Annotated in this window: 18 protein-coding genes; 4 read left to right on the forward strand and 14 right to left on the reverse strand. The window is 72.5% G+C overall.

Features of this window, described 5'->3' with window-relative positions:
- Positions 1-108 precede the first annotated feature (108 nt).
- The gene (locus ACWD4U_RS30130) at positions 109-1116 is read right to left on the reverse strand and encodes an MASE1 domain-containing protein (protein ID WP_363457844.1); all 1008 of its coding nucleotides are present in this window, start codon (positions 1114-1116) and stop codon (positions 109-111) included.
- A gap of 80 nt (positions 1117-1196) precedes the next feature.
- Entirely contained in the window at positions 1197-2027 is an 831-nt protein-coding gene (locus tag ACWD4U_RS30135) for a PP2C family protein-serine/threonine phosphatase (RefSeq protein ID WP_363457847.1), read from the reverse strand.
- Between the two features lie 216 nt (positions 2028-2243).
- Here ACWD4U_RS30135 and ACWD4U_RS30140 point away from each other — a divergent pair, with 216 nt between their 5' ends.
- Positions 2244-2984: a Mut7-C RNAse domain-containing protein gene (locus ACWD4U_RS30140; RefSeq protein ID WP_363457850.1), complete on the forward strand. Its 741-nt coding sequence runs from the start codon at positions 2244-2246 to the stop codon at positions 2982-2984.
- A gap of 15 nt (positions 2985-2999) precedes the next feature.
- Here the strand turns inward: ACWD4U_RS30140 and ACWD4U_RS30145 are convergent, their stop codons facing one another.
- The 6 genes from ACWD4U_RS30145 to kdpF form a co-directional block, all read right to left on the reverse strand.
- Positions 3000-4445 (reverse strand): hypothetical protein, encoded by a 1446-nt coding sequence (locus tag ACWD4U_RS30145; protein ID WP_363457852.1) that lies wholly within the window; start codon positions 4443-4445, stop codon positions 3000-3002.
- A gap of 157 nt (positions 4446-4602) precedes the next feature.
- Positions 4603-7143: an ATP-binding protein gene (locus ACWD4U_RS30150; protein ID WP_363457854.1), complete on the reverse strand. Its 2541-nt coding sequence runs from the start codon at positions 7141-7143 to the stop codon at positions 4603-4605.
- Positions 7144-7232: 89 nt separating this feature from the next.
- Positions 7233-7841 carry a potassium-transporting ATPase subunit KdpC gene (kdpC, locus tag ACWD4U_RS30155; protein ID WP_363457856.1) on the reverse strand — a complete coding sequence of 203 codons (609 nt, stop codon included), beginning with the start codon at positions 7839-7841 and terminating at the stop codon, positions 7233-7235.
- Between the two features lie 17 nt (positions 7842-7858).
- Positions 7859-9949 carry a potassium-transporting ATPase subunit KdpB gene (kdpB, locus tag ACWD4U_RS30160; protein ID WP_363457858.1) on the reverse strand — a complete coding sequence of 697 codons (2091 nt, stop codon included), beginning with the start codon at positions 9947-9949 and terminating at the stop codon, positions 7859-7861.
- Positions 9949-11610: a potassium-transporting ATPase subunit KdpA gene (gene kdpA / locus ACWD4U_RS30165; protein WP_363457860.1), complete on the reverse strand. Its 1662-nt coding sequence runs from the start codon at positions 11608-11610 to the stop codon at positions 9949-9951. The genes kdpB and kdpA overlap by 1 nt, the downstream gene beginning before the upstream one ends.
- Position 11611: 1 nt before the next feature.
- On the reverse strand, positions 11612-11701 hold the full coding sequence (kdpF, locus tag ACWD4U_RS30170) for a K(+)-transporting ATPase subunit F (RefSeq protein WP_097237446.1): 90 nt from the start codon (positions 11699-11701) through the stop codon (positions 11612-11614).
- Positions 11702-12464: 763 nt separating this feature from the next.
- Here kdpF and ACWD4U_RS30175 point away from each other — a divergent pair.
- Positions 12465-12644, forward strand: a complete 180-nt coding sequence (locus tag ACWD4U_RS30175; protein WP_363457862.1) for a hypothetical protein — start codon at positions 12465-12467, stop codon at positions 12642-12644.
- A gap of 53 nt (positions 12645-12697) precedes the next feature.
- On the opposite strand, the gene ACWD4U_RS30180 is transcribed toward ACWD4U_RS30175, so the two are convergent.
- From ACWD4U_RS30180 to ACWD4U_RS30190, 3 genes are all read right to left on the reverse strand, one after another.
- Positions 12698-13126: a hypothetical protein gene (locus tag ACWD4U_RS30180; protein WP_363457864.1), complete on the reverse strand. Its 429-nt coding sequence runs from the start codon at positions 13124-13126 to the stop codon at positions 12698-12700.
- Positions 13127-13267: 141 nt separating this feature from the next.
- Positions 13268-13645: an SAV_915 family protein gene (locus tag ACWD4U_RS30185; RefSeq protein WP_363457866.1), complete on the reverse strand. Its 378-nt coding sequence runs from the start codon at positions 13643-13645 to the stop codon at positions 13268-13270.
- 32 nt (positions 13646-13677) lie between these two features.
- The gene (locus tag ACWD4U_RS30190) at positions 13678-13878 is read right to left on the reverse strand and encodes a hypothetical protein (protein WP_363457868.1); all 201 of its coding nucleotides are present in this window, start codon (positions 13876-13878) and stop codon (positions 13678-13680) included.
- A 289-nt stretch (positions 13879-14167) separates the two neighbouring features.
- Between ACWD4U_RS30190 and ACWD4U_RS30195 the strand changes: the two genes are divergently transcribed.
- On the forward strand, positions 14168-16114 hold the full coding sequence (locus ACWD4U_RS30195; RefSeq protein WP_363457870.1) for a potassium transporter Kup: 1947 nt from the start codon (positions 14168-14170) through the stop codon (positions 16112-16114).
- A gap of 82 nt (positions 16115-16196) precedes the next feature.
- Positions 16197-16889, forward strand: coding sequence for an ester cyclase (locus ACWD4U_RS30200; protein WP_363457873.1), 693 nt, complete (start codon positions 16197-16199; stop codon positions 16887-16889).
- Positions 16890-16918: 29 nt separating this feature from the next.
- Here ACWD4U_RS30200 and ACWD4U_RS30205 read toward each other — a convergent pair whose 3' ends face one another.
- The 3 genes from ACWD4U_RS30205 to ACWD4U_RS30215 all read right to left on the reverse strand — a co-directional run bounded on the left by ACWD4U_RS30205 (position 16919) and on the right by ACWD4U_RS30215 (position 20043).
- Positions 16919-17062, reverse strand: coding sequence for a hypothetical protein (locus tag ACWD4U_RS30205; RefSeq protein WP_363457875.1), 144 nt, complete (start codon positions 17060-17062; stop codon positions 16919-16921).
- An 85-nt stretch (positions 17063-17147) separates the two neighbouring features.
- Positions 17148-18020: an AraC family transcriptional regulator gene (locus ACWD4U_RS30210; RefSeq protein WP_363457877.1), complete on the reverse strand. Its 873-nt coding sequence runs from the start codon at positions 18018-18020 to the stop codon at positions 17148-17150.
- A 142-nt stretch (positions 18021-18162) separates the two neighbouring features.
- On the reverse strand, positions 18163-20043 hold the full coding sequence (locus ACWD4U_RS30215) for a discoidin domain-containing protein (protein WP_363457880.1): 1881 nt from the start codon (positions 20041-20043) through the stop codon (positions 18163-18165).
- Position 20044 lies beyond the last annotated feature (1 nt).

A 20044-nucleotide genomic window follows, 5' to 3' on the forward strand; every position in this document is an offset into this window, starting at 1 on the left:
GGGCGGGTGGGTGCCGCCGGCGTCGACGCTCTCGCCTGACACTGGGGAACACGAACGGCCGGGCGCTCCCGGTTCCCGACCGCGCTGTCCGGTCCGTCCGACGCTCGATCAGTCGGTGCGTCGGCGGTCGGGGTCCGGGGGGAGCCAGGAGGGGTCGGCCTCCCCCGGGGCGAGCCGGTTCACCACCTCGGCGAGGGCGAGGCAGGCCTGTTCGATGGTCCGCAGGGTGTTGTCGCGCTCGGTGGTGACGGCGGCGAGCAGCAGGCCGGTCAGGGCCAGGACGCCGTTGAGGGCCTGCAGGACGACCATGGTGGCGAGCAGGCCGTGGTGGGCGAACGGGCCGGCGTGCTCGAGCGCGGCGGGGACGGCGAACAGGGTCGCCACCAGGACGCACGGCGCGGCGCCGGCCAGTTGGAAGCGCAGCGCCGCCCACATGATCACCGGGAGGACCAGGAACAGCAGCGAGAGCGGACTGCGGGTCGCCACGAGCGCGATGCCGACGGTGCTGGCCAGCAGCGCGGCGGCCTCGACCCAGCGGTACGGCGGGACGTCGCGCGGCAGCCGGACCGTGCGGGCGGCCAGCAGCAGCGGGGTGACCACGAGCACGCCCATCGCGTCACCGGTCCACCAGGCCGACCAGGCCGGCCAGAACTGGCTGCCGGACATCGCGCCGTCGGCCAGCAGCACGACGCAGGCCGCGGTCGCGCTGATCAGCGTGGAGCCGAGTGCCCCCAGGAAGACCAGCGCCACGCCGTCGCGCAGCCGGTCGAGCTCCACCCGGAAGTCCACCCGGGCGAGCAGCAGGACGGCGACCACCGGGGCGAGCGTGTTGCCCGCCGCGATGCCGAAGGACGCGAGGGTGAGCGACCCGAAGCCCGCGATGACCAACAGGGCGCCGAGCGCGATCCCGGGCCACACGCGCAGGCCCAGCACCAGCAGGCCGGCCACGGCGACGCCGGTCGGCGGCCACAGCGGCGTGACGTGGACGCCCCCGACGACGACCTGTGCCAGCAGCCCGAGCTTGCCCCCCGCCCAGTACACGAGCGCGACGCCCAGGATCGACAGGCCGGTCCCCGCGATTCTCCCGGCCTTCGCGTTGCGCAGCACAGCAGCCATCAGACCGCACTTCATCGCCCGGACCCGGCCGTGACACGCCCGGCGGGTGCGCCGCGCTCACCCGTTGGCGGCCGCCGTCGTCACGGTTCGTCGTGGCAGAGCACCAGGACGGCGGCGTCGTCCGAGTGTCCGGTGAGTTCGGCGACCCCGATCACGTCGGCGGCCAGCGCCTCCGGCGTGCCGCCGACCCCGGCGCGCACCCGCCGCAGGACCTGCTCCAGCCCGTCGTCGAGCGGGAACGACGGTCCCTCCACCACGCCGTCCGTCACCAGCACGACGGCCTCCGGGCTCGCCAGCCGTCGCCGCGTCACCGGGTACACCTCGCCGGACTCGATGCCGAGCGGCAGGCCGACCTCCTCGACGTCCTCGACGTCCTCGACGCCGGAGCGGCCGTCGCCGGTGGCCCAGACCGCCGGCACGTGGCCGGCCCGAGCGGTCGAGAGCACCCGGGTGACGGGGTCGAAGCGCAGGAAGCAGCAGGTGGCGAACAGGCCGTCGGACATCGACAGCAGCAGTTCGTTGGTCCGGCTGAGCACCTCGCCCGGGTCGCTCGCGCCGGTGGCCAGCGCCCGCAGGCCGATCCGGACCTGGCCCATGAACACGGCCGCCTCGACGTCGTGGCCCTGCACGTCGCCGATGGACAGTCCGAGCGTCCCGTCCGGGAGGCAGAAGCCGTCGTACCAGTCGCCGCCGATGTCCAGGCCGTGGCGCGCGGGCGAGTAGCGGGCGGCGACCCGCAGCCCGGGCAGGCTCGGCAGCGCGGACGGGAGCAGCTCGCGTTGCAGCGCCATGGCGAGTTCGACCCGGGCGCGCTGCATCTCGACGTGTTCCAGCGCCTGGGCGGTGAGCCGGCCGAGCCGGCCCAGCAGTTCGTGCGCGCTCGCGGGGTGGGAGGAACGGCGACGGGTCACGGGCGGCTCCGGGGCTGGTCGGCTCGCGGACGGCGGCGAGAGCCCTCTTGCCGCATGTGTCCTATTGTCGCTTCACCCGATCGGACCCGCGTCCGCACGAACGGGAACCCCGCGAACCCGCCGGTCACCGACCGGCCCCTCCTCCCCCGGACCGCGCCCGCGGCCCGGAGCGGAAAGCACTGGCCCCGGCACCTCGCACGCTGGCATCCTGGCCGCGTGGAGAGACCCGAGATCTGGATCAGCTTCGCTCCCGAGCTGCACTTGTTCCTCGCCACGGCGCGGCGCACGGCGCGCTCGGCGGTGCGCACCGACGGCGTGTCGACGCTCGGGCACGTCGTGGAGTCCCTCGGCGTGCCGCTCACGGAGGTCGGGGCGCTGCTGGTCCACGGGCGCCCGGTCGACACCTCGCACGTCCCCGCCGACGGCGAGGAGATCGCGGTACGGAGCGTGACGCGGCCGCAGCAGCTCGCCGGCCCGCCCCGCTACCTGCTCGACGTCCACCTCGGGACGCTCGCCCGACGGCTGCGCCTGCTCGGCATCGACGCCGCCTACGAGAACCCGGACATCGGCGACGCGGCGCTGGCCGCCCGCTCCGCAGCGGAGCAGCGGGTCATGCTCTCGCGCGACCGGGGGCTGCTGCGGCGGCGCGAGATCTGGGCCGGCGCGTACGTCTACAGCCACCGCCCCGCCGACCAGCTCACGGACGTCCTCTCCCGCTTCGCGCCCCCGCTGGCCCCGTGGACCAGGTGCACCGCCTGCAACGGAACGCTCCGACCCGCCGCCAAGGACGCGGTGCACGAGCAGCTGCAGGACGGCACCCAGCACTCCTACGACGTCTTCGCCAAGTGCACCGACTGCGGCCAGGTCTACTGGCGCGGCGCGCACCACGCCCGCCTGACCGAGATCGTCGACGCGGCCCTGCGCGACTTCGGCCCACCCTGCGCCGTGCGGACCTGACGGCCCCGGTCCGGGTCAGCGGTACTCGCGCAGCCGCGGACGGACGCCGAGGACGGTCAGCGCGAGGGCGGCGGCCAGGGCGAGGGCTCCGGTGGCCGCGGTGGTGGCTCCGAGGTCGTCGTCGGTGGCGGTGACGGTGCGGTCGAAGGCGTCCTGGTTGATGGCCAGGACGCCGTCGAGGGCCTTGTCCAGCGCGCCGAAGTCGGCGTTGGACTGGCCTGCGGCGAGCCCGGTGTTGAAGGTGACGGCGTCTTTGAGCCGGCCCTGGCGGAGCAGGTCGCGCAGCGTGCGGTCGTCGCGCTGGTACTGCTGGAACGCGGTGAGGACGCGCTCGGCGGCGTCCTGCTCGCCGGGGAAGGTGATGTTGCCCAGTTCCGCACCGAGGAAGCCGCCGAACGGGACGGTGCGGCGGTCGGCGCGGTGCCGGTCGACGGCCTGCGCCAGCCGGGCGTCGTACGTGCTGAGGGTGGCCCCGTCGAGGCGGGCGAAGGACTGGGCCTTGTCGAGGAAGCCCTGCTCGTACGCGGCGGCGCGGGCCGGGTCGGTGAGGTAGCGGCTCTCGTCGGCGTTCATGTCGTACGCGGCGGCGCGGGCACGGCTGAGCGCGAGCACCGAGTCGTAGGCGTTGGACTTGGCGACGGCGAGGTGGTCCCCGGTCCGTGAGGTGAGGACCACGGCGGCGGTGAGGCCGCAGAGGAGCAGCAGGGTGGCGGCGGCCAGCGGCGGGTTGACCAGGCGTCGGTGACGGACCGTCAGGGTGCGCTGCAGGGCGGCGAGGGTACCCAGGGCGAGCAGGCCGGCGCCGAGGATCCACCGGCGGCCGCTCGCGAGGTCGCCGCGCAGCGCGGCGTGGATGCGGTCCACGGTGGCGGAGTTGGCCGCGGTCACCTGGTCGGCGGCGGGCAGCAGTTGCTGCCGCAGCAGGTCGGTGGCCTGCCGGTAGGCGTCCAGGGCGTCCGGGGAGGGCCGCCCGGCCGGGGCGTGGGCCTGGTCCTCCAGGAGCTGGGCGCGGGCCACCAGGGCTTCGTAGTGGCCGAGTTCACCGAGGACGGTGTGGACGGCCCGTTGCCCGGCGGGGTCGTCGGCGGTGGCCTCGGCGGCGTGCTGGAGGCCGGTGTCGGCCTGGGCGCGGCGCTGCTCGTAGGTGTCCAGGGTCTGCCGGCGCAGCGCGGCGTAGTCGGGGTCGGCGCCGAGCAGCAGCAGGTTGGCGGCCTGGGCGTCCATGTCGTTGAGCGCGAAGTACAGGTCTGCGGCGCGGACGGCCTGCGGGGCGGCGCGGTGGCCGATCCCGTCCATGCCGTCCCGGGCGCCGCTCAGGACGAGTGCGGTGGCGGCGGCGCAGCCGAGCAGCGTGGCCAGGCAGAGCGCGGTGAGCGCACGGACCAGCCGCGGGGTGCTCCACCGGGCGAGCCCGCTCCGCGTCGCCCTCGCAGTGACTCTTCCCCACGTACCCGCTGCCATGGCCGCGCGTCCCTCTCCCCCGGTCCCGGCCGCCGGTGGCCGGCCGCGAACTCGCGGCTGACGCTATGTCCGGCGGGAGGTCGGTCAGGGTGGTCCTGACGCTTCCTTGACGCCCTCGGCCCGGGTCCTGACGCGTTGTTGGCGCCCGGGCGGCGGGCTACGCCGCGTGCGCGTCGCGGGGCGGGTCGGCGGCGGGCAGGGTGAGCAGCATGGTGGTGCCGCCGCCGGGGGTGTCCTCGACGTCGAGGGTGCCGCCCATGGCTTCGGCGAGGCCGCGGGAGAGGGCGAGGCCCAGGCCGACGCCGGTGGTGTTGTCGGTGTCGCCGAGGCGTTGGAACGGCAGGAAGACCCGGTCTCGGTCCTCCGGCGGGATGCCCGGGCCCCGGTCGATCACCCGGATCTCCACCCGGTCGAGGTGGTGGCTGGCGGCGACCAGGACGGGCGCGCCCGGCGCGTTGTGGCGCAGGGCGTTGGTGATGACGTTGGCCAGCACCCGTTCCAGCAGCGGCGGGTCGGCCAGCACCGGGGGGGCGGTGTCCAGGTCGAGCGGTTGGACGGGCGCGTCCGGCCGTGCCAGCGAGTCCATCGCGCCGCGCAGGACCGCGGTGAGAGCCGTGGGCTCCAGGTGGAGCGTGAGGGCGCCGGCCTGCAGGCGGCTCATGTCGAGCAGGTTGTCGACGAGGCGGGTGAGCTTGACCAGCGACTCGTCCGCCATGTCGAGGAGTTCGGCCCGGTCGTCGTCGGAGAACTCGACGTCGGGGCTGCGCAGCGAGCCGACCGCGGCGAGGGCGGCGGCGAGCGGGGTGCGCAGGTCGTGGCTGACGGCGGCGAGCAGCGCGGTGCGCATCCGGTCGGCGGAGCGGATGGGTTCGAGTTCGGCGGCGGCGGTGGCGAGCCGGTCGCGTTCCAGGGCGGCGGCGATGTGGGCGGCGAACGCGGTGAGCACCCTCTGGTCGGCGGCGGGCAGCCGGCGTCCGGCCAGGACCAGCAACGACTCGGGGCCGACCGGGACTTCGGTGATGGTGCGGTCCGGTGCGGGGTCGCCGTCCGCGTCGCTGCGCCCGAGGGTCTCGCCGCCCGCGCGGTCGAGCAGGGCGACGGAGTCGAGGCCGAAGGCCGTGCGGGTCTTCTCCAGCAGGGCGGGCAGCGCGTCGGCGCCGCGCAGGACGCTGCCGGCCAGGGTGGAGAGGGTCTCGGCCTCGGCGGTGGCCCGGGCTGCGCGCTGGGTCAGCTTCGCGGCGTAGTCGACCACGGTGGAGACGGTGAGGGCGACGGCGGCGAACACCACCAGCGCGATGGCGTTGTTCGGCTCGTTGATGGTGAAGGTGTGGACGGGCGGGATGAAGTAGTAGTTCAGCAGCAGCGAGGCGACCAGCGAGGCCAGCAGTGCGGAGGTCGCCCCGCCGAGCAACGCCACCGCCACCACGCCGAGTTGGAACACCAGCGCGTCGGTGGTGAGGTTCAGGGACCCGGCGAGTTGGGACAGGACGACGGTGAGCAGCACCGGGAGCAGCAGGCCTGCGGCGAAGCCGGCGGCGGTCCGCCGCGGGGAGTGGCGGCGGCCCAGCGAGGGCAGTCGGCCGCGGCCGGTGAACGCGTGGGTGACCATGTGGACGTCGATGTCCTCGGAGAGGTCGACGGTGGTCTGCCCGTTGCCGGGGCCGGTGAGGAAGCGGTTGATCCGGCCGCGGCGGCTGGTGCCGAGGACGAGCTGGGTGGCGTCGTGGGCGCGGGCGAAGGAGAGCAACGAGCTCGGGATGTCGTCGCCGACCACCACGTGGTAGGTGCCGCCGAGCGTCTCGACCAGCTGCCGCTGCTCGGCGAGGGCGCCCGGGGAGGCGCCCGCCAGGCCGTCGCTGCGGGTGACGTGCACGGCGAGCAGTTCACCGCCCGCGGTGCGGTCGGCGATCCGGGCGGCACGGCGGATGATGGTCTCGCCCTCGGGGCCGCCGGTGAGGGCGACCACGACCCGCTCGCGGGTCTCCCACACCCGGTCGATGTTGTGGCTGGCACGGTAGTCGCGCAGGCCCTCGTCGACGCGCCCGGCGACCCAGAGCAGCGCCAGCTCGCGCAGCGCGGTGAGGTTGCCGACCCGGAAGTAGTTGGAGAGCGCGGCGTCCACCTTCTCCGCCTTGTAGACGTTGCCGTGGGCCATGCGGCGCCGCAGCGCCTGGGGTGCCATGTCGACCAGTTCGAGCTGGTCCGCGCGGCGGAAGACCTCGTCGGGCACGGTCTCGCGCTGCGGGATGCCGGTGATCTTCTGCACCACGTCGTTGAGCGACTCCAGGTGCTGCACGTTGACGGTCGTGATGACGTCGATGCCGGCGGCGAGCAGGTCCTCGACGTCCTGCCAGCGCTTGGCGTTGCGCCCGCCGGGGATGTTGGTGTGGGCGAGCTCGTCCACCAGCACCACCGCGGGCCGTCGGGCCAGCACGGCGTCGAGGTCCATCTCCTGGAAGTCCGTCCCCCGGTAACGGCGCGTCAGGCGCGGGACGGTCTCCAGCCCGTGGAGCATCTCCTCGGTGTGCCGTCGGCCGTGGCACTCGATGAACCCGACCACCACGTCCGCGCCGCGGTCCCGTCTGCGACGCGCCTCGTCCAGCATCCGGTACGTCTTGCCGACGCCGGGGGCCGATCCGAGGTACACCCTCAACTGCCCGCGGCGGGTGACGGTGCCGGGCGTGAGGTCACGGGGCATGGGCGCTGCTCTCTCTCCGAGGAAGGGGCGGACCGACCCGGGCACGGCTCTCCCTCCGTGCCCGGGTCGGTCCGGTCAGCCTGCGGACGTCACTTGATCTCGCTGACGGCCGTGTTGAGGAGGACGACGTTGACGCCGGCCTCGCCGAGGAAGCCGAGCGAGCGGCCCTCGGTGTACGTGTCGACTAGCTTGTCGAGCTGGTCGGCGGTGAGGCCGCGCTCCTTGGCGACCCGGTTGACCTGCTCCTTGGCGTAGGCCACGGAGATGTGCGGGTCGAGGCCGGAGCCGGAGGCGGTCAGCGCGTCGGCCGGGACGCTGGCCGGGTCGACGCCGTCGAAGGCGGCGACGGCGGCGCGGCGGTCGTCGACGGCCTTCAGCAGGTCGTCGCTGTTCGGGCCGAGGTTGGACGCGCCGGAGGAGGCGGGGTTGTAGCCGCCCGCGGACGGCCGGGGCTGGAACCACTTCGGGTCAGGCTGCGACGGGTCCTCCGGGTTGGCCTTCGGCAGGTCGTAGCTCTGGCCGAGCAGGCTGGAGCCGATCGCCTTGCCGTCGGACTTCACGATCGATCCGTTGGCCTTGTCGGCGAAGGCGACCTGGCTGATGCCGGTGACCAGCAGCGGGTAGCCGAGGCCGAGGATCACGGTCATCACCAGCAGCATCCGCAGCGCGGTGAGGTGGGTGCGCAGGAAAGTGGGCATGGGGACTCTGGCCTCTCTCAGCTCAGGCCGGGGATGAACTGGACGATCAGGTCGATCGCCTTGATGCCGACGAACGGGACGACGAGGCCGCCGAGTCCGTAGATCCCGATGTTCCGCGCCAGCAGCGAACCAGCGTCGGTGGGGCGGTACTTGACGCCGCGCAGGGCGAGCGGGATCAGGCCGACGATGACCAGTGCGTTGAAGACGATCGCCGAGGTGATCGCGGAGGTCGGGCTGTGCAGGCCCATGATGTTCAGGTGCTTCAGGCCCGGGTACACGCCCGCGAACATCGCCGGGATGATCGCGAAGTACTTCGCGACGTCGTTGGCGATCGAGAAGGTGGTCAACGCACCGCGGGTGATGAGGAGTTGCTTGCCGATCTCGACGATCTCGATCAGCTTGGTCGGGTTGGAGTCCAGGTCCACCATGTTGCCGGCCTCCTTGGCCGCCATGGTGCCGGTGTTCATCGCCACGCCGACGTCGGCCTGCGCGAGGGCGGGGGCGTCGTTGGTGCCGTCGCCGGTCATCGCGACCAGCTTTCCGCCCTCCTGTTCCTTGCGGATCAGGGCCATCTTGTCCTCGGGGGTGGCCTCGGCGAGGAAGTCGTCCACGCCCGCCTCCTCCGCGATCGCCTTGGCGGTCAACGGGTTGTCACCGGTGATCATCACGGTCTTGATGCCCATGCGGCGCAGCTCCTCGAAGCGCTCCCGCATGCCCTCCTTCACCACGTCCTTGAGGTGGATCACCCCGAGCACGCGCGGCGTCCGGGCGCCGTCCTGCTCCGCGACGACCAGCGGGGTGCCGCCCGCCGCGGAGATCCCGTCGACCAGGGTCGCCACGTCCGCGCCGACGCTGCCGCCGTGCCGGGTCACCCAGTTGGCGACCGAACCGGCCGCGCCCTTGCGGACCTGCCGCCCGTCCACGTCCACGCCCGACATACGGGTCTGCGCGGTGAACGGCACCCAGGTGGCGTGCGCCAACTCGCCCTGGGCGCGGGCCCGCAGGCCGTACCCGGTCTTCGCGAGCACCACGATCGAGCGGCCCTCGGGCGTCTCGTCCGCCAGCGAGGACAGCTGCGCCGCGTCCGCCAGCTCCTCGACCGAGACCCCCTCGGCGGGCTGGAACTCGGCGGCCTGCCGGTTGCCGAGCGTGATGGTGCCGGTCTTGTCGAGCAGCAGGGTGTTGACGTCGCCCGCCGCCTCGACGGCCCGGCCGGACATGGCGAGGACGTTGCGCTGCACGAGGCGGTCCATGCCCGCGATGCCGATCGCGGAGAGCAGCGCGCCGATGGTGGTCGGGATCAGCGCCACGATCAGCGCCACCAGCACGATCGTCGACTGCGGGGCGCCCGCGTAGGTCGCCATCGGCTGCAGGGTGACCACCGCGATCAGGAACACGATCGTCAGCGACGCCAGCAGGATGTTCAGCGCGATCTCGTTGGGTGTCTTCTGCCGGGCCGCCCCCTCGACCAGGGCGATCATCCGGTCGATGAAGGACTTGCCGGGCTCGGAGGCGATCTTCACCACGATCCGGTCGGACAGCACCTTGGTGCCGCCGGTCACCGCCGAGCGGTCGCCACCGGACTCGCGGATCACCGGCGCGGACTCGCCGGTGATCGCCGACTCGTCCACCGACGCGACGCCCTCGACCACGTCGCCGCCACCGGGGATCACCTGCCCGGCCTCGACCACCACGTGGTCGCCCAGCCGCAGCGCGGTGCCCGGCACCTCCTCCTCGTCCTGCGAGGCGGGCCAGTTGACGAGGCGTCGGGCGGTGGTCTCGGTCTTGGTCTTGCGCAGCGTGTCGGCTTGCGCCTTGCCGCGGCCCTCGGCGACGGCCTCGGCCAGGTTGGCGAAGACGGTGGTCAGCCACAGCCAGACGGTGATCGCCCAGGCGAAGACGGACGGGTCGGCGATCGCGGCGACGGTGGTGACCACCGAGCCGACCTCGACCACGAACATCACCGGGTTCTTCACCATCACCCGCGGGTCGAGCTTGCGCACCGCGTCCGGCAGCGACTTGACGAGCAGTTTCGGGTCGAGCAGGCCGGAGGAGACTCTGTGCGGCGCCTGTTCGGGGGCCGCGGGATCAAGGGTGCTGGTGGACATCAGTGGAGACCTTCTGCGATCGGCCCGAGGGCCAGGGCCGGGAAGTAGGTGAGGCCGACGACGATCAGGACGACGCCCGAGAGCAGACCGACGAACAGCGGCTTGTGCGTGGGCAGGGTGCCCGCACTCGCGGGGACCGGCTGCTGCTGCGCGAGGGAGCCCGCCAGCGCGAGGACGAACACCATCGGCAGGAACCGGCCGAACACCATCGCCAGACCCAGCGCCGTGTCGTACCAGGCGGTGTTGACGGTGATGCCGGCGAACGCCGAACCGTTGTTGTTCGCCGCGGAGGTGAACGCGTACAGCACCTCGGAGAAGCCGTGCGCACCGGAGTTGAGCATCCCCGCCCGCTCGCCGGGCAGCGCGATCGCGGTGCCCGCGCCGATCAGCACGATCGCCGGGGTGGTCAGGATGTACAGCGAGGCGAACTTCATCTCCCGGCCGCCGAGCTTCTTGCCCAGGTACTCGGGGGTACGGCCGACCATCAGACCGGCCACGAACACCGCGACGACCGCCAGGATCAGCATGCCGTACAGGCCGGAGCCGGTACCGCCGGGCGCGATCTCACCGAGCATCATGTTGAAGATCGTCAGACCGCCGCCGAACGGGGTGAACGAGTCGTGGAAGGCGTTGACCGCACCGGTCGACGTCAATGTGGTCGACGCCGCGAACAGGCTGGATGCGGCCACGCCGAAGCGCTGCTCCTTGCCCTCCATCGCCGCGCCCGCCGCCTGCAGCGCGGCACCGCCGTGCTGCTGCTCGAAGAAGGTGATCAACGCGGCGGAGGCGACCCAGAACAGGCCCATCACCGCGACGATCGCGTAGCCCTGCCGGTGGTCGCCGACCATCCGGCCGAAGGTGCGCGGCAGCGCGAACGGGATCACCAGCAGCAGGAAGATCTCCAGCCAGTTGGTGAAGCCGGTGGCGTTCTCGAACGGGTGCGCCGAGTTGGCGTTGTAGAAGCCGCCGCCGTTGGTGCCCAGCTCCTTGATGACCTCCTGCGAGGCCACTGGGCCGCCCGGTATCGACTGCTGACCACCCGTCAGGGTCGTCAGGTCGTGGAAGCCGTGGAAGTTCTGCACCACGCCGTTGGCCACCAGGACCAGGGCGAAGACGATCGACAGCGGCAGCAGCAGGCGCAGCGTGATCCGGGTCAGGTCGACCCAGAAGTTGCCGACCCGGTCGGTGCGGTTGCGGGTGAATCCGCGGATCAGCGCCGCCACGATCGCGATGCCCACCGCGGCGGAGACGAAGTTCTGCACCGCCAGCCCGGCCATCTGCACCAGGTGGCCCATCGCGGACTCGCCGCTGTAGGACTGCCAGTTGGTGTTGGTGGTGAACGAGATCGCGGTGTTCCAGGCCTGGTGCGGGGCCATCTCCGGCACGCCCAGGCTCAGCAGCAGGTGTGTCTGCAGCCGGATCAGCCCGTACAGGAACAGCACCGAGAGGGCGGAGAACGCCAGCACCGACCGCAGGTACACCGGCCAGCGCTGATCGGCGTCGCCGTCGACACCGACCACCTTGTACAGGATCTTCTCGGCTCTCAGATGCCGCGCCGAGGTCAGGAGGTGGGCGATGTAGTCGCCCACCGGGCGGTAGCACAGGGCCAGCGCGCCGACCAGGGCGAGGGCCTGCAGCCACCCGGCAAGAGTGGAACCCATGTCAGAACTTCTCCGGGTAGATCAACGCGACGACGAGGTAGCCGACGAGCGCGACGGCGACGATGAGACCTGCGATGTTCTCGGCGCTCACAGCTTCTCGACCCCCCTGGCGATGAGGGCGATGACGGCGAACACGGCGACCGTGACACCGACGAAGACGAGATCGAGCATGGTGCTCCACCCACTGGTCAGAGGCTGTTGCCGCCGGTGTCCCTCGGACTCCCCTGGCGGCACCGGTGGACGACCGGCACAAGCAGCAAACCAGCCGGTCAGGGCCCTTTTCGGGCTCCCTGACGTCCTCCATACGGGTGCGCACGCAACCTTGACGCCGCCTTGACGTCCGGGCCATTCGCCCGAGTCCGCGCCTTGGCCGGAACGCGCCGGCCCCGGCTCACGCTTCCGCAACTGTGCGCCTCCGCCGCACCGTTGCGCTGCCACGATGTGCCGGTCCGCCACGACCACAGTCAAGGATCTGCCGTGCGCCACCACATCGTCGGCATCGCTGCGGCCGCCACCGCGCTGCTCGCCGCGACCGCCTGCAGCAGCACCAGTAGCCCCGCGACGGCTCCCGCCACGCAGGCCGCCGGCAGCCAGGCCCCTGGCGCTGCTCCCGCCGGCTCCGCCCCGCCCAAGGCAGCTCCGCCGAAGGACGCCACCGCCGCGCTCGCCGCCCTGGCCAAGGCCGTCCCCTCGGCGAAGGCCGGCACCGTCATCACCGACACCACCGACCCGAACCATCTCCTCGGCCGGCCGGTCAGTACACCTCGAAGATCACGTTCACCGACTCGCGCATCAACGCCGCCGACGCACACAGCAACGACCCCACCGACATCGAATCCGGCGGCGCCATCGAGATGTTCGCCAACGCCGACGACGCGAAGCTCCGCGCCGACTACATCCAGAGCATCGGCAAGAGCATGCCCGCGCTCCTGGAGTACGACTTCCCGCACGGCAACGTGCTGGTCCGCGTCTCGAAGCTCCTGACCGCGCCGCAGGCCGGCGAGTACGACAAGGCCGCGTCTGCAGTGGGCTGAGGTCCGACCGGTGGGTGGGTGGCGGTCGTGACGGGGTGTCGGCTGACGGAGCCTCAGCTCCGGGTGCCGGCCTGGTGATCAGCCGCCCTCATCCGTTGGACGCGGACCCGGCGGTGGGGCAGCGCGCCCGGGAGGGAGGTGAGCAGGGCGGCAGCGGCGAGCGCGCCCAGGCGCAGCAGGTCGGTTCGTCCGGACCAGCTCAGGGTCGCGTCGCCGTGCACGGCGAACCCGTCGAAGAACAGCCAGCCCGCGAGGCCCACCAGCGGCGCCGTCGGAGGCCGGGAGACCGCTCCGACGAGGGCGCAGAGCAGGGCGTACGCGCCGAGGGCGAACCAGCCGCCGTTCAGCTCGCCCACCCAGTCCAGGGCGGGGGTCAGGGCCGCGCTCAGGGTGAGCGCGACGGCCGATGCCGGGCCGGCGCCGAGCCGCGGTACCGCCGGGTGGTACCAGCGGCCTCCGGGCCGGACGCGGTAGAGCCTCACCGGTTCGCTCCTCGGGGTGGTCGGTCGTTCAGGGGCAGCAGACACCGCGGCCGTCGACGCCGGGCCGCCGCCGCGCCAGCGGGTCACCGGAACGGCCGCGCCGCCTCGCGCTGCGCGTCCCAGCCAAGCCGCTCCGCCCGGTCACGCCGCGTTTCTTGACGGGCCCCTGACGGTCCGGCCCGGAATCCCGACGCGGCCTTGACGCTCGGACGGCGCCGCGGCCGTCGAGACCCGGTAGGCGCCCGCCGCGGGGGCGACGAGCGCGGGGTCGAGGACCAGGCGGTGGACGCCGAGCGGCGCGGTGAGGCCACGCAGCGCCGGCTCGGTGAGCTCCGCCGACTCCTGGTCGGCCCCCAGCAGCGCGTGCAGCGCCGCCAGGGTGCTGAAGGCGACGGCGCAGCGGCCGCCGTCGCGGTCCCGGAACAGCCGCAGCACCTGCGCCGGGCCGACGGTGCGCACCGGCACGTGGCGCGGCGCGTGTTCGTGCGGGTCGTCCGCTGCTTCGTCTTCGGTGGTCATCACACGCTCCTCGGGGGTTCCGTGACGCGTCGTCAGTCGACGTAGTACATGGCGGACCGGCAGTGTGCGGCGGCCGGGCCGCCGTCCTCGTCCGCCGGGAGCGGGCGCTCCTGCGCGGCGTGCCGCGGCTCCGCCGTTCCTCCGGCGGGCCGGGGGTCGAAGACGGTTCCGTGCAGCAGCTCGCGGAACGCGGCGTCGTCGCGCGCGGCGACGATGCGGTCGTGGGTCGTCATGGCTCACCGTTTCGTTGGGGTCGCGGCGGGAGCCGGGGATTGGTCCTGCCGCAGCTCCAGTGCAGCGCCTGCGTCCACCGGTCGCAGCGGCCTTGACGCCGGGGCTACGCGGATCGGGCCCGCGTTGACGGGACGCTGACGCCGGGCGGCCAGAACGCGGTCGGAACGCGAACGGAACACGGCGACGGGCGGCGCTGCCTGCAGCTGATCGAACAATCGGATCGGTAATGTCCCCACCGGAGCCCATGCCTGGCAGCGTCCCGATCCGCGGCAGAGCAGGAGTGTCACCATGGCCGATCGCGATTCCGCCGCCCAGCCGGCTGCGGCGGGGCATCCGCACGGGCCCGACGCGGCGCGTCTCGGACTCGTGGTCGGCGCGCTCGGCGTGGTCTTCGGCGACATCGGCACCAGCCCGATCTACACGCTCCAGACCGTGTTCAACCCGGACGACCCGCACCCCGTGCCGGTCTCCACCCCGAACGTGTACGGCGTGGTGTCGCTGGTCTTCTGGTCCGTGGTGATCATCGTCCTGATCACCTACGTCCTGCTGGCGATGCGCGCCGACAACGACGGCGAGGGCGGCATCATGGCGCTGATCACCCTGCTGCGCCGCTCGGCCTCGCAGCGCGGGCGCCGGACCACCGCCGTGCTGGCCGCGCTCGGCATCTTCGGCGCGTCACTGTTCTTCGGCGACAGCATGATCACCCCGGCGATCTCGGTGCTGTCCGCGGTCGAGGGCCTCAAGGTGGTCGAACCCTCGCTCGGGGACGCGGTCGTCCCGATCACCGCGGTGATCATCGTGGTGCTGTTCCTGGTCCAGCGCAACGGCACCGCCGCGGTCGGCCGGGTGTTCGGACCGGTGATGATCGTCTGGTTCGTGACCATCGGCGCCTGCGGCGTCTCCGGCATCGTCGACCACCCGCAGATCCTCCGGGCGCTCTCGCCGAGCTACGCCCTGACCTTCCTCACCGGCCACTTCGGCACCGCGTTCTTCGCCCTCGCCGCCGTCGTGCTGGCGGTCACCGGCGCGGAGGCGCTCTACGCCGACATGGGGCACTTCGGCCGCCGCTCGATCACCCGCGGCTGGCTGTTCCTGGTCTTCCCCGCCTGCGTGCTGAGCTACCTCGGCCAGGGCGCGCTGATCCTCGCCGACCCGGCCAACATCAGCGGCCCGTTCTTCCTGCTGGTGCCCGGCTGGGGACGCTGGCCGATGGTCCTGCTCGCCACCGCCGCGACGGTGATCGCCTCCCAGGCCGTGATCACCGGCGCGTACTCGGTCGCCTCGCAGGCCGCCCAGCTCGGCTACCTGCCGCGTCTGCGGATCGCGTACACCTCCGAGTCGACGATGGGTCAGATCTACGTCCCGTGGATCAACTGGCTGCTGATGGTCTCGGTGCTGACCCTGGTCTTCGCCTTCCGCAGCTCGGCGGCGCTCGCCTTCGCCTTCGGCATGGCGGTCACCGGCACCATCACCATCACCACGCTGCTGTTCTTCTACGTCGCCCGCGCGCGCTGGGGCACGCCGAAGTGGCTGATCGCCATCGGTGCGAGCACGCTGCTCTTCGTCGACCTGCTGTTCGTCGCGGCCAACGCCACCAAGTTCCTGCACGGCGCGTGGCTGCCGCTGCTGATCGGGCTCACGGCGTTCACCGTCATGACGACCTGGCAGCGCGGCCGCGAGATCGTCACCGCCGAACGGGCCCGGCACGAGGGCCCGCTGCGCGAGTTCGTCGACGGCCTGCACAGCGGGCGGGTGCACGCCCTCCGGGTCCCGGGCACCGCCGTCTTCCTCAACCGCGGCAAGCAGACCGCTCCGCTGGCCATGCGCGCCAACGTCGAGCACAACCACGTGCGGCACGACCAGGTCGTCATCCTGTCCATCGAGACCGAGACCGTCCCGCGCGTCCCGGCCGAGCGGCGGCTGCTCGTCGACGACCTCGGCTACGCCGAGGACGGGATCATCCACGTCACCGCCCGCTTCGGCTACATGGAGACCCCGGACGTGCCCGGGACGCTCGCGATGCTCGACCCGGCCGAAGCCGAGGGGCCGTTGGCGCTCGACCAGGCGTCCTACTTCCTGTCGACGATCGAACTCCGCCGCGGCCAGGCGCCGACCATGGCCCCCTGGCGCAAGCGCCTGTTCGTCGCCACCTCCTACATCACCGCCGACGCCGCCGAGTACTTCGGCCTCCCCCGCGACCGCACGATCATCATGGGCGCCCACGTCGAGGTGTGAGGGAGCCTCGCAATCTCGCGGCGCGGTACCGCCGGGCGCACAGTGGAACCAGGACGATCGGCGCCGGATCGGGAGGTTCACGATGACTTTTGTGCAGATCGTAGAGTGCCGCACGGAGCGACCTGACGAGCTCAACCGGCTGATGGACAGCTGGATCGAGATGACCGAGGGCAAACGGACCGCCACCCACACGATGGTCGGCGCGGACCGGGACGACGCCCGACACGTGGTGGAGATCGTCGAGTTCCCCTCGTACGAGGCGGCGATGCGCAACTCCGGGCTGCCGGAGACCGACCGGGTCTTCCAGGAGATGGTCGCCCTCTGTCAGGAGCCGCCCACCTTCACCAACCTGGACCTGGTCCGCGACGAGCAGTTCCTCAAGGACGCGGCGCGCCGCATGCTGGTGGAGCCGCCGACCGGGGACATGTCGTGCATCGACGAACTGGTGGCCCCCGGCTACCGGGATCACGACCCGTCGATGGAGGAGGACACCGTCGGTCCCGCCGCCGTCAAGGCGATGATCGAGGGCTACCGCCGCGCCTTCGACTTCTCGTTCACCATCGACGGCCAGATCGCCGAGGGTGACCAGGTGTGCACCCGCTGGACCTGGCGCGGCACCAACATCGGCGAGTTCATGGGCATGCCCGCCACCAACCGGACCGCCGAGGTCACCGGCATGACCATCTGGCGCTTCGAGGACGGCATGGCCATGGAGGGCTGGTGGAGCTGGGACGGCGTCGGCATGATGCGCCAACTCGGCATGATGCCCTCCTGACCGCCCGCCCGCCCGGTACCGGTGCCGGCTCAGCGCAGCACGGGCGGCGTCGGGGCCACCGGGACGTCGATGACCACGGGAGAGTGGAAGAGCCGGTGGTCCTGCGGGAAGCCCGCGCGGCCGTCGGCGGCCGTCGACCACACCGCCAGGTGGCAGCGCTCCGCCAGGGCCACCGCGTCCGCCCAGGCGTGGCCGGCGTGCGCGTTCGCTCGAAATGGCGGGCGCGCACGCCGGGTTGACGGACCGTCGGTTGCCGGGTCAGACCGCGGTGCGGGCCACTGGGATCCACAGCTGGGCGTCGGACTGCGCCGGGTCGGCCTGTGCCGGGCGGGTGCGCAGGATCTCCGGCCCCGGGCGGTACTCGTACGGGTTGGACGGGAACCACTGGGCGGCGACGTCGGCCCACATCTGCTGCAGTGCCTCCGGGAACGGCCCGGTGTTCTCGAACACCGCCCAGGTGCCCGCCGGGCAGTCCAGCACGTCGAGGTCCGCGGGCAGCTCGGCGGCGGTGCTCACCACGGCGTGGTAGTAGTCGAGTTCGCTGCCCTCCTCGAAGCCGTCGGACAGCCGCACGGTCGCCGACACCACACCCTCCGGGTCCTCGCCCGAGAGGGCGGCGATCCGCAGCATGGTCTCCGGCGGGATGCTCCGGATGTGCGCGGCGATGTGCGGGTTGACGCCCTGGTAGATCAGCGGGACGCGGGCCTTCCTGCCGACCACCCGGAAGGCTTCCTTCTCCACGATGCGGTACCGCATGGTGCTGTTCCCTTCGACGATGAGGCGGAAGGACAGCCGGGGCTGCGAGTTCAGGGCCGCGCCGGTACGCCGGGCCTCACCGGGACCGATGCCGTGCACGGCGCGGAACGCCCGGGCGAAGGCCTCCCCCGAGGTGTAGCCGTAGCGGACCGCGATCTCCAGCAGGGTCGGCTCCCCGGCCAGCACGTCGGCGCCCGCCACGGTGAGCCGGCGGCGTCGGACGTACTCCGACAGCGGCATCCCCGCCAGCGACGAGAACAGCCGCCGGAAGTGGTACTCCGACGTGGCCGTGATCCGGGCCAGCGCGGACACCTCGATCTGCCGGTCGAGGTGCTCCTCGATGTGTGCCATGGCCTGGTTCAACCGATCCAGCAACCCCGGCCTCCTTCCTTCTTACGATCACCCACCGTAGGAAGGACCAAGCCTGCCGCACCCGACATCCTGTGCCCGCTCCGGTCGGGTCCCCCGGCGGGGGTGGGCCGCCCCTGACGCGGTCCACCCCCGCCGGCGCTCGCGGTCAGGCGAGCTGCTCCACCCGCACCCAGTCCACGGCGAGGGTGGCTGCGCCCGCGGCGACCTGGTCGACGCTGGACTGCGGCAGGCCCCAGTACGGGGTGGTGACCTTGTTCCAGCCGGCCGGGTAGGCGCCGCCGAGGGCGAAGTTGAGGATCACGTACTGGTTGTGGTCGTAGGCCCAGGCGCCGCGGGTGGCCTGGGTCTTCTGCCGGGTGACCTCGAGGGTCTGGACGCCGTCGACCGAGAAGCGCATCGCGGTGGGGGTCCACTCGACCGCGTAGACGTGCCAGGCGGTCGCGTCCTGGCCGGCCGGGAAGTTCTGCAGTGCGCCGATGTTGCCGTCCGCGGAGTAGCCGGGGCCGTGCAGGGCGCTGCTGGTCCAGGCCGGGTAGCCGATGTTCTCCATGATGTCGGTCTCGCCGCAGTCGGGCCAGGAGACGTCCGGGTCCTCGACGTTGCTGCCGAGCAGCCAGAACGCGGGCCAGAAGCCGAGTCCGGCGGGCATCTTCAGCCGGGCGCTGACCCGGCCGTAGGTGAAGTTGACCGCGGCGGAGGTGTCGATCCGGGCCGAGGTGAAGTGGTAGGTGCCGCCGCCCGGCGCGGTGTAGCCGTTCGGCAGGTAGCGCGGGGTGATGAGCAGTTGGCTGTTGGCGAGGGTGAGGGTGCTGGCGGAGTCGATGTAGGCCTGCGCCTCGCCGTTGACCGACCCCATGGTCGAACCGGTCACCACCACCCGCCACTTGCTGCGGTCCAGGGTGGCGCCGGTGAAGTCGTCGAAGAAGACCGTGCGGTAGGTCCCGGTCCGGTCGCCCGGCTGGGCCGGGTACTCGGCCGCGCCGCTGCCGCCGGTCCCCCAGACCTGGAACTCGTAGAGCGAGTAGCCGAACTGGGCGGTCGCCGGGGCCGGGTTGTAGAAGCGGCGGCGGCGCAGCCCGAGCATCCGGACGTAGCGGCCGGTCACCGGGGCGGGCAGGGTGATCGCGTCGTGGAGGCCGGCCGAGGAGCCGGGGGTGCCGATGTCGGCGTCGCGGGCGGCGACCTGAGCGGCCGTCGGCTGGTACACGGTGCGCCAGGTCTGGTTGTCGTCGGAGACCTGCAGCTGGTAGTCGACCGCGTAGGCGGACTCCCAGTACAGGTCGAAGGCGCTGATCCGGGCGCTCGCGCCGAGGTCGACGGCGACCCACCGGTGGTCGTTCCAGTCGCTGGCCCACCGGGTGGCGTCGCCGCTGAGCCCGGCCGGGAAGCCGCCGTCGAAGGCGTGCAGCGGGGTGTGCCCGGCGTCCTGGTAGTAGTTGCCGAACGCGGGGTGGTTCAGCGCCAGGTTGGCGGTGGTGGCGGCGGCGGGGGTGGGGATGCCGCCGTTGACCTGGAAGGCGTAGAGCGAGTAGCCGTACGGGGTGGCGCGCTGGACGCCGCGCATCCGGACGTAGCGGCCGAGGGCGGGCTGCGGGTGGGTGTGGATGGTGACGGTGCCGCCGGTGCCGGCGTTCTCGGTGTAGATCGACTTCCAGCTGGCGCCGTCGGTGGAGACCTCGACGGCGTACCGCAGGCCGTACGCGGCCTCCCAGACCAGGACGACCTGGGTGACCCGGATGACGGTGCCGAGGTCGATCCGGATCCAGGCGTCGTCGGCGAAGTTGCTGGAGAACCGGGTGCCGCCGTTGTTGTCGAAGGCGAGGCCGGGGCCGAGCCCGGCGTTCTCGGTGCCGGAGGCGGTGGCGGCGCCCGGGTCGGCGGCGTAGGCGGCGGCCGCCCAGTCGTCGCTCCAGCCGAGGGCGGTCGGGGCGGCGGACGCGGTGGCGGGTGCGGCCAGGGACACGCCGCCGAGGCCGGCGGTGAGGGCGGCGAGGAGCAGGGCGTTGCGACGGCTGAGCTCGGTCATG

The organism is Kitasatospora sp. NPDC002522 (assembly GCF_053595195.1).

Bases quoted from the DNA above. Each gene is read 5' to 3' on its own strand.
- ACWD4U_RS30145 (WP_363457852.1), bottom strand. From the start codon at position 4,445: ATGGCAGCGGGTACGTGGGGAAGAGTCACTGCGAGGGCGACGCGGAGC.
- ACWD4U_RS30215 (WP_363457880.1), bottom strand. From the start codon at position 20,043: ATGACCGAGCTCAGCCGTCGCAACGCCCTGCTCCTCGCCGCCCTCACC.
- ACWD4U_RS30130 (WP_363457844.1), bottom strand. From the start codon at position 1,116: ATGGCTGCTGTGCTGCGCAACGCGAAGGCCGGGAGAATCGCGGGGACC.
- ACWD4U_RS30185 (WP_363457866.1), bottom strand. From the start codon at position 13,645: ATGACCACCGAAGACGAAGCAGCGGACGACCCGCACGAACACGCGCCG.
- kdpB (WP_363457858.1), bottom strand. From the start codon at position 9,949: ATGTCCACCAGCACCCTTGATCCCGCGGCCCCCGAACAGGCGCCGCAC.
- ACWD4U_RS30175 (WP_363457862.1), top strand. From the start codon at position 12,465: ATGTTCGCCAACGCCGACGACGCGAAGCTCCGCGCCGACTACATCCAG.
- ACWD4U_RS30200 (WP_363457873.1), top strand. From the start codon at position 16,197: ATGACTTTTGTGCAGATCGTAGAGTGCCGCACGGAGCGACCTGACGAG.
- kdpC (WP_363457856.1), bottom strand. From the start codon at position 7,841: ATGCCCACTTTCCTGCGCACCCACCTCACCGCGCTGCGGATGCTGCTG.
- kdpA (WP_363457860.1), bottom strand. From the start codon at position 11,610: ATGGGTTCCACTCTTGCCGGGTGGCTGCAGGCCCTCGCCCTGGTCGGC.
- ACWD4U_RS30190 (WP_363457868.1), bottom strand. From the start codon at position 13,878: ATGACGACCCACGACCGCATCGTCGCCGCGCGCGACGACGCCGCGTTC.
- ACWD4U_RS30195 (WP_363457870.1), top strand. From the start codon at position 14,168: ATGGCCGATCGCGATTCCGCCGCCCAGCCGGCTGCGGCGGGGCATCCG.
- ACWD4U_RS30150 (WP_363457854.1), bottom strand. From the start codon at position 7,143: ATGCCCCGTGACCTCACGCCCGGCACCGTCACCCGCCGCGGGCAGTTG.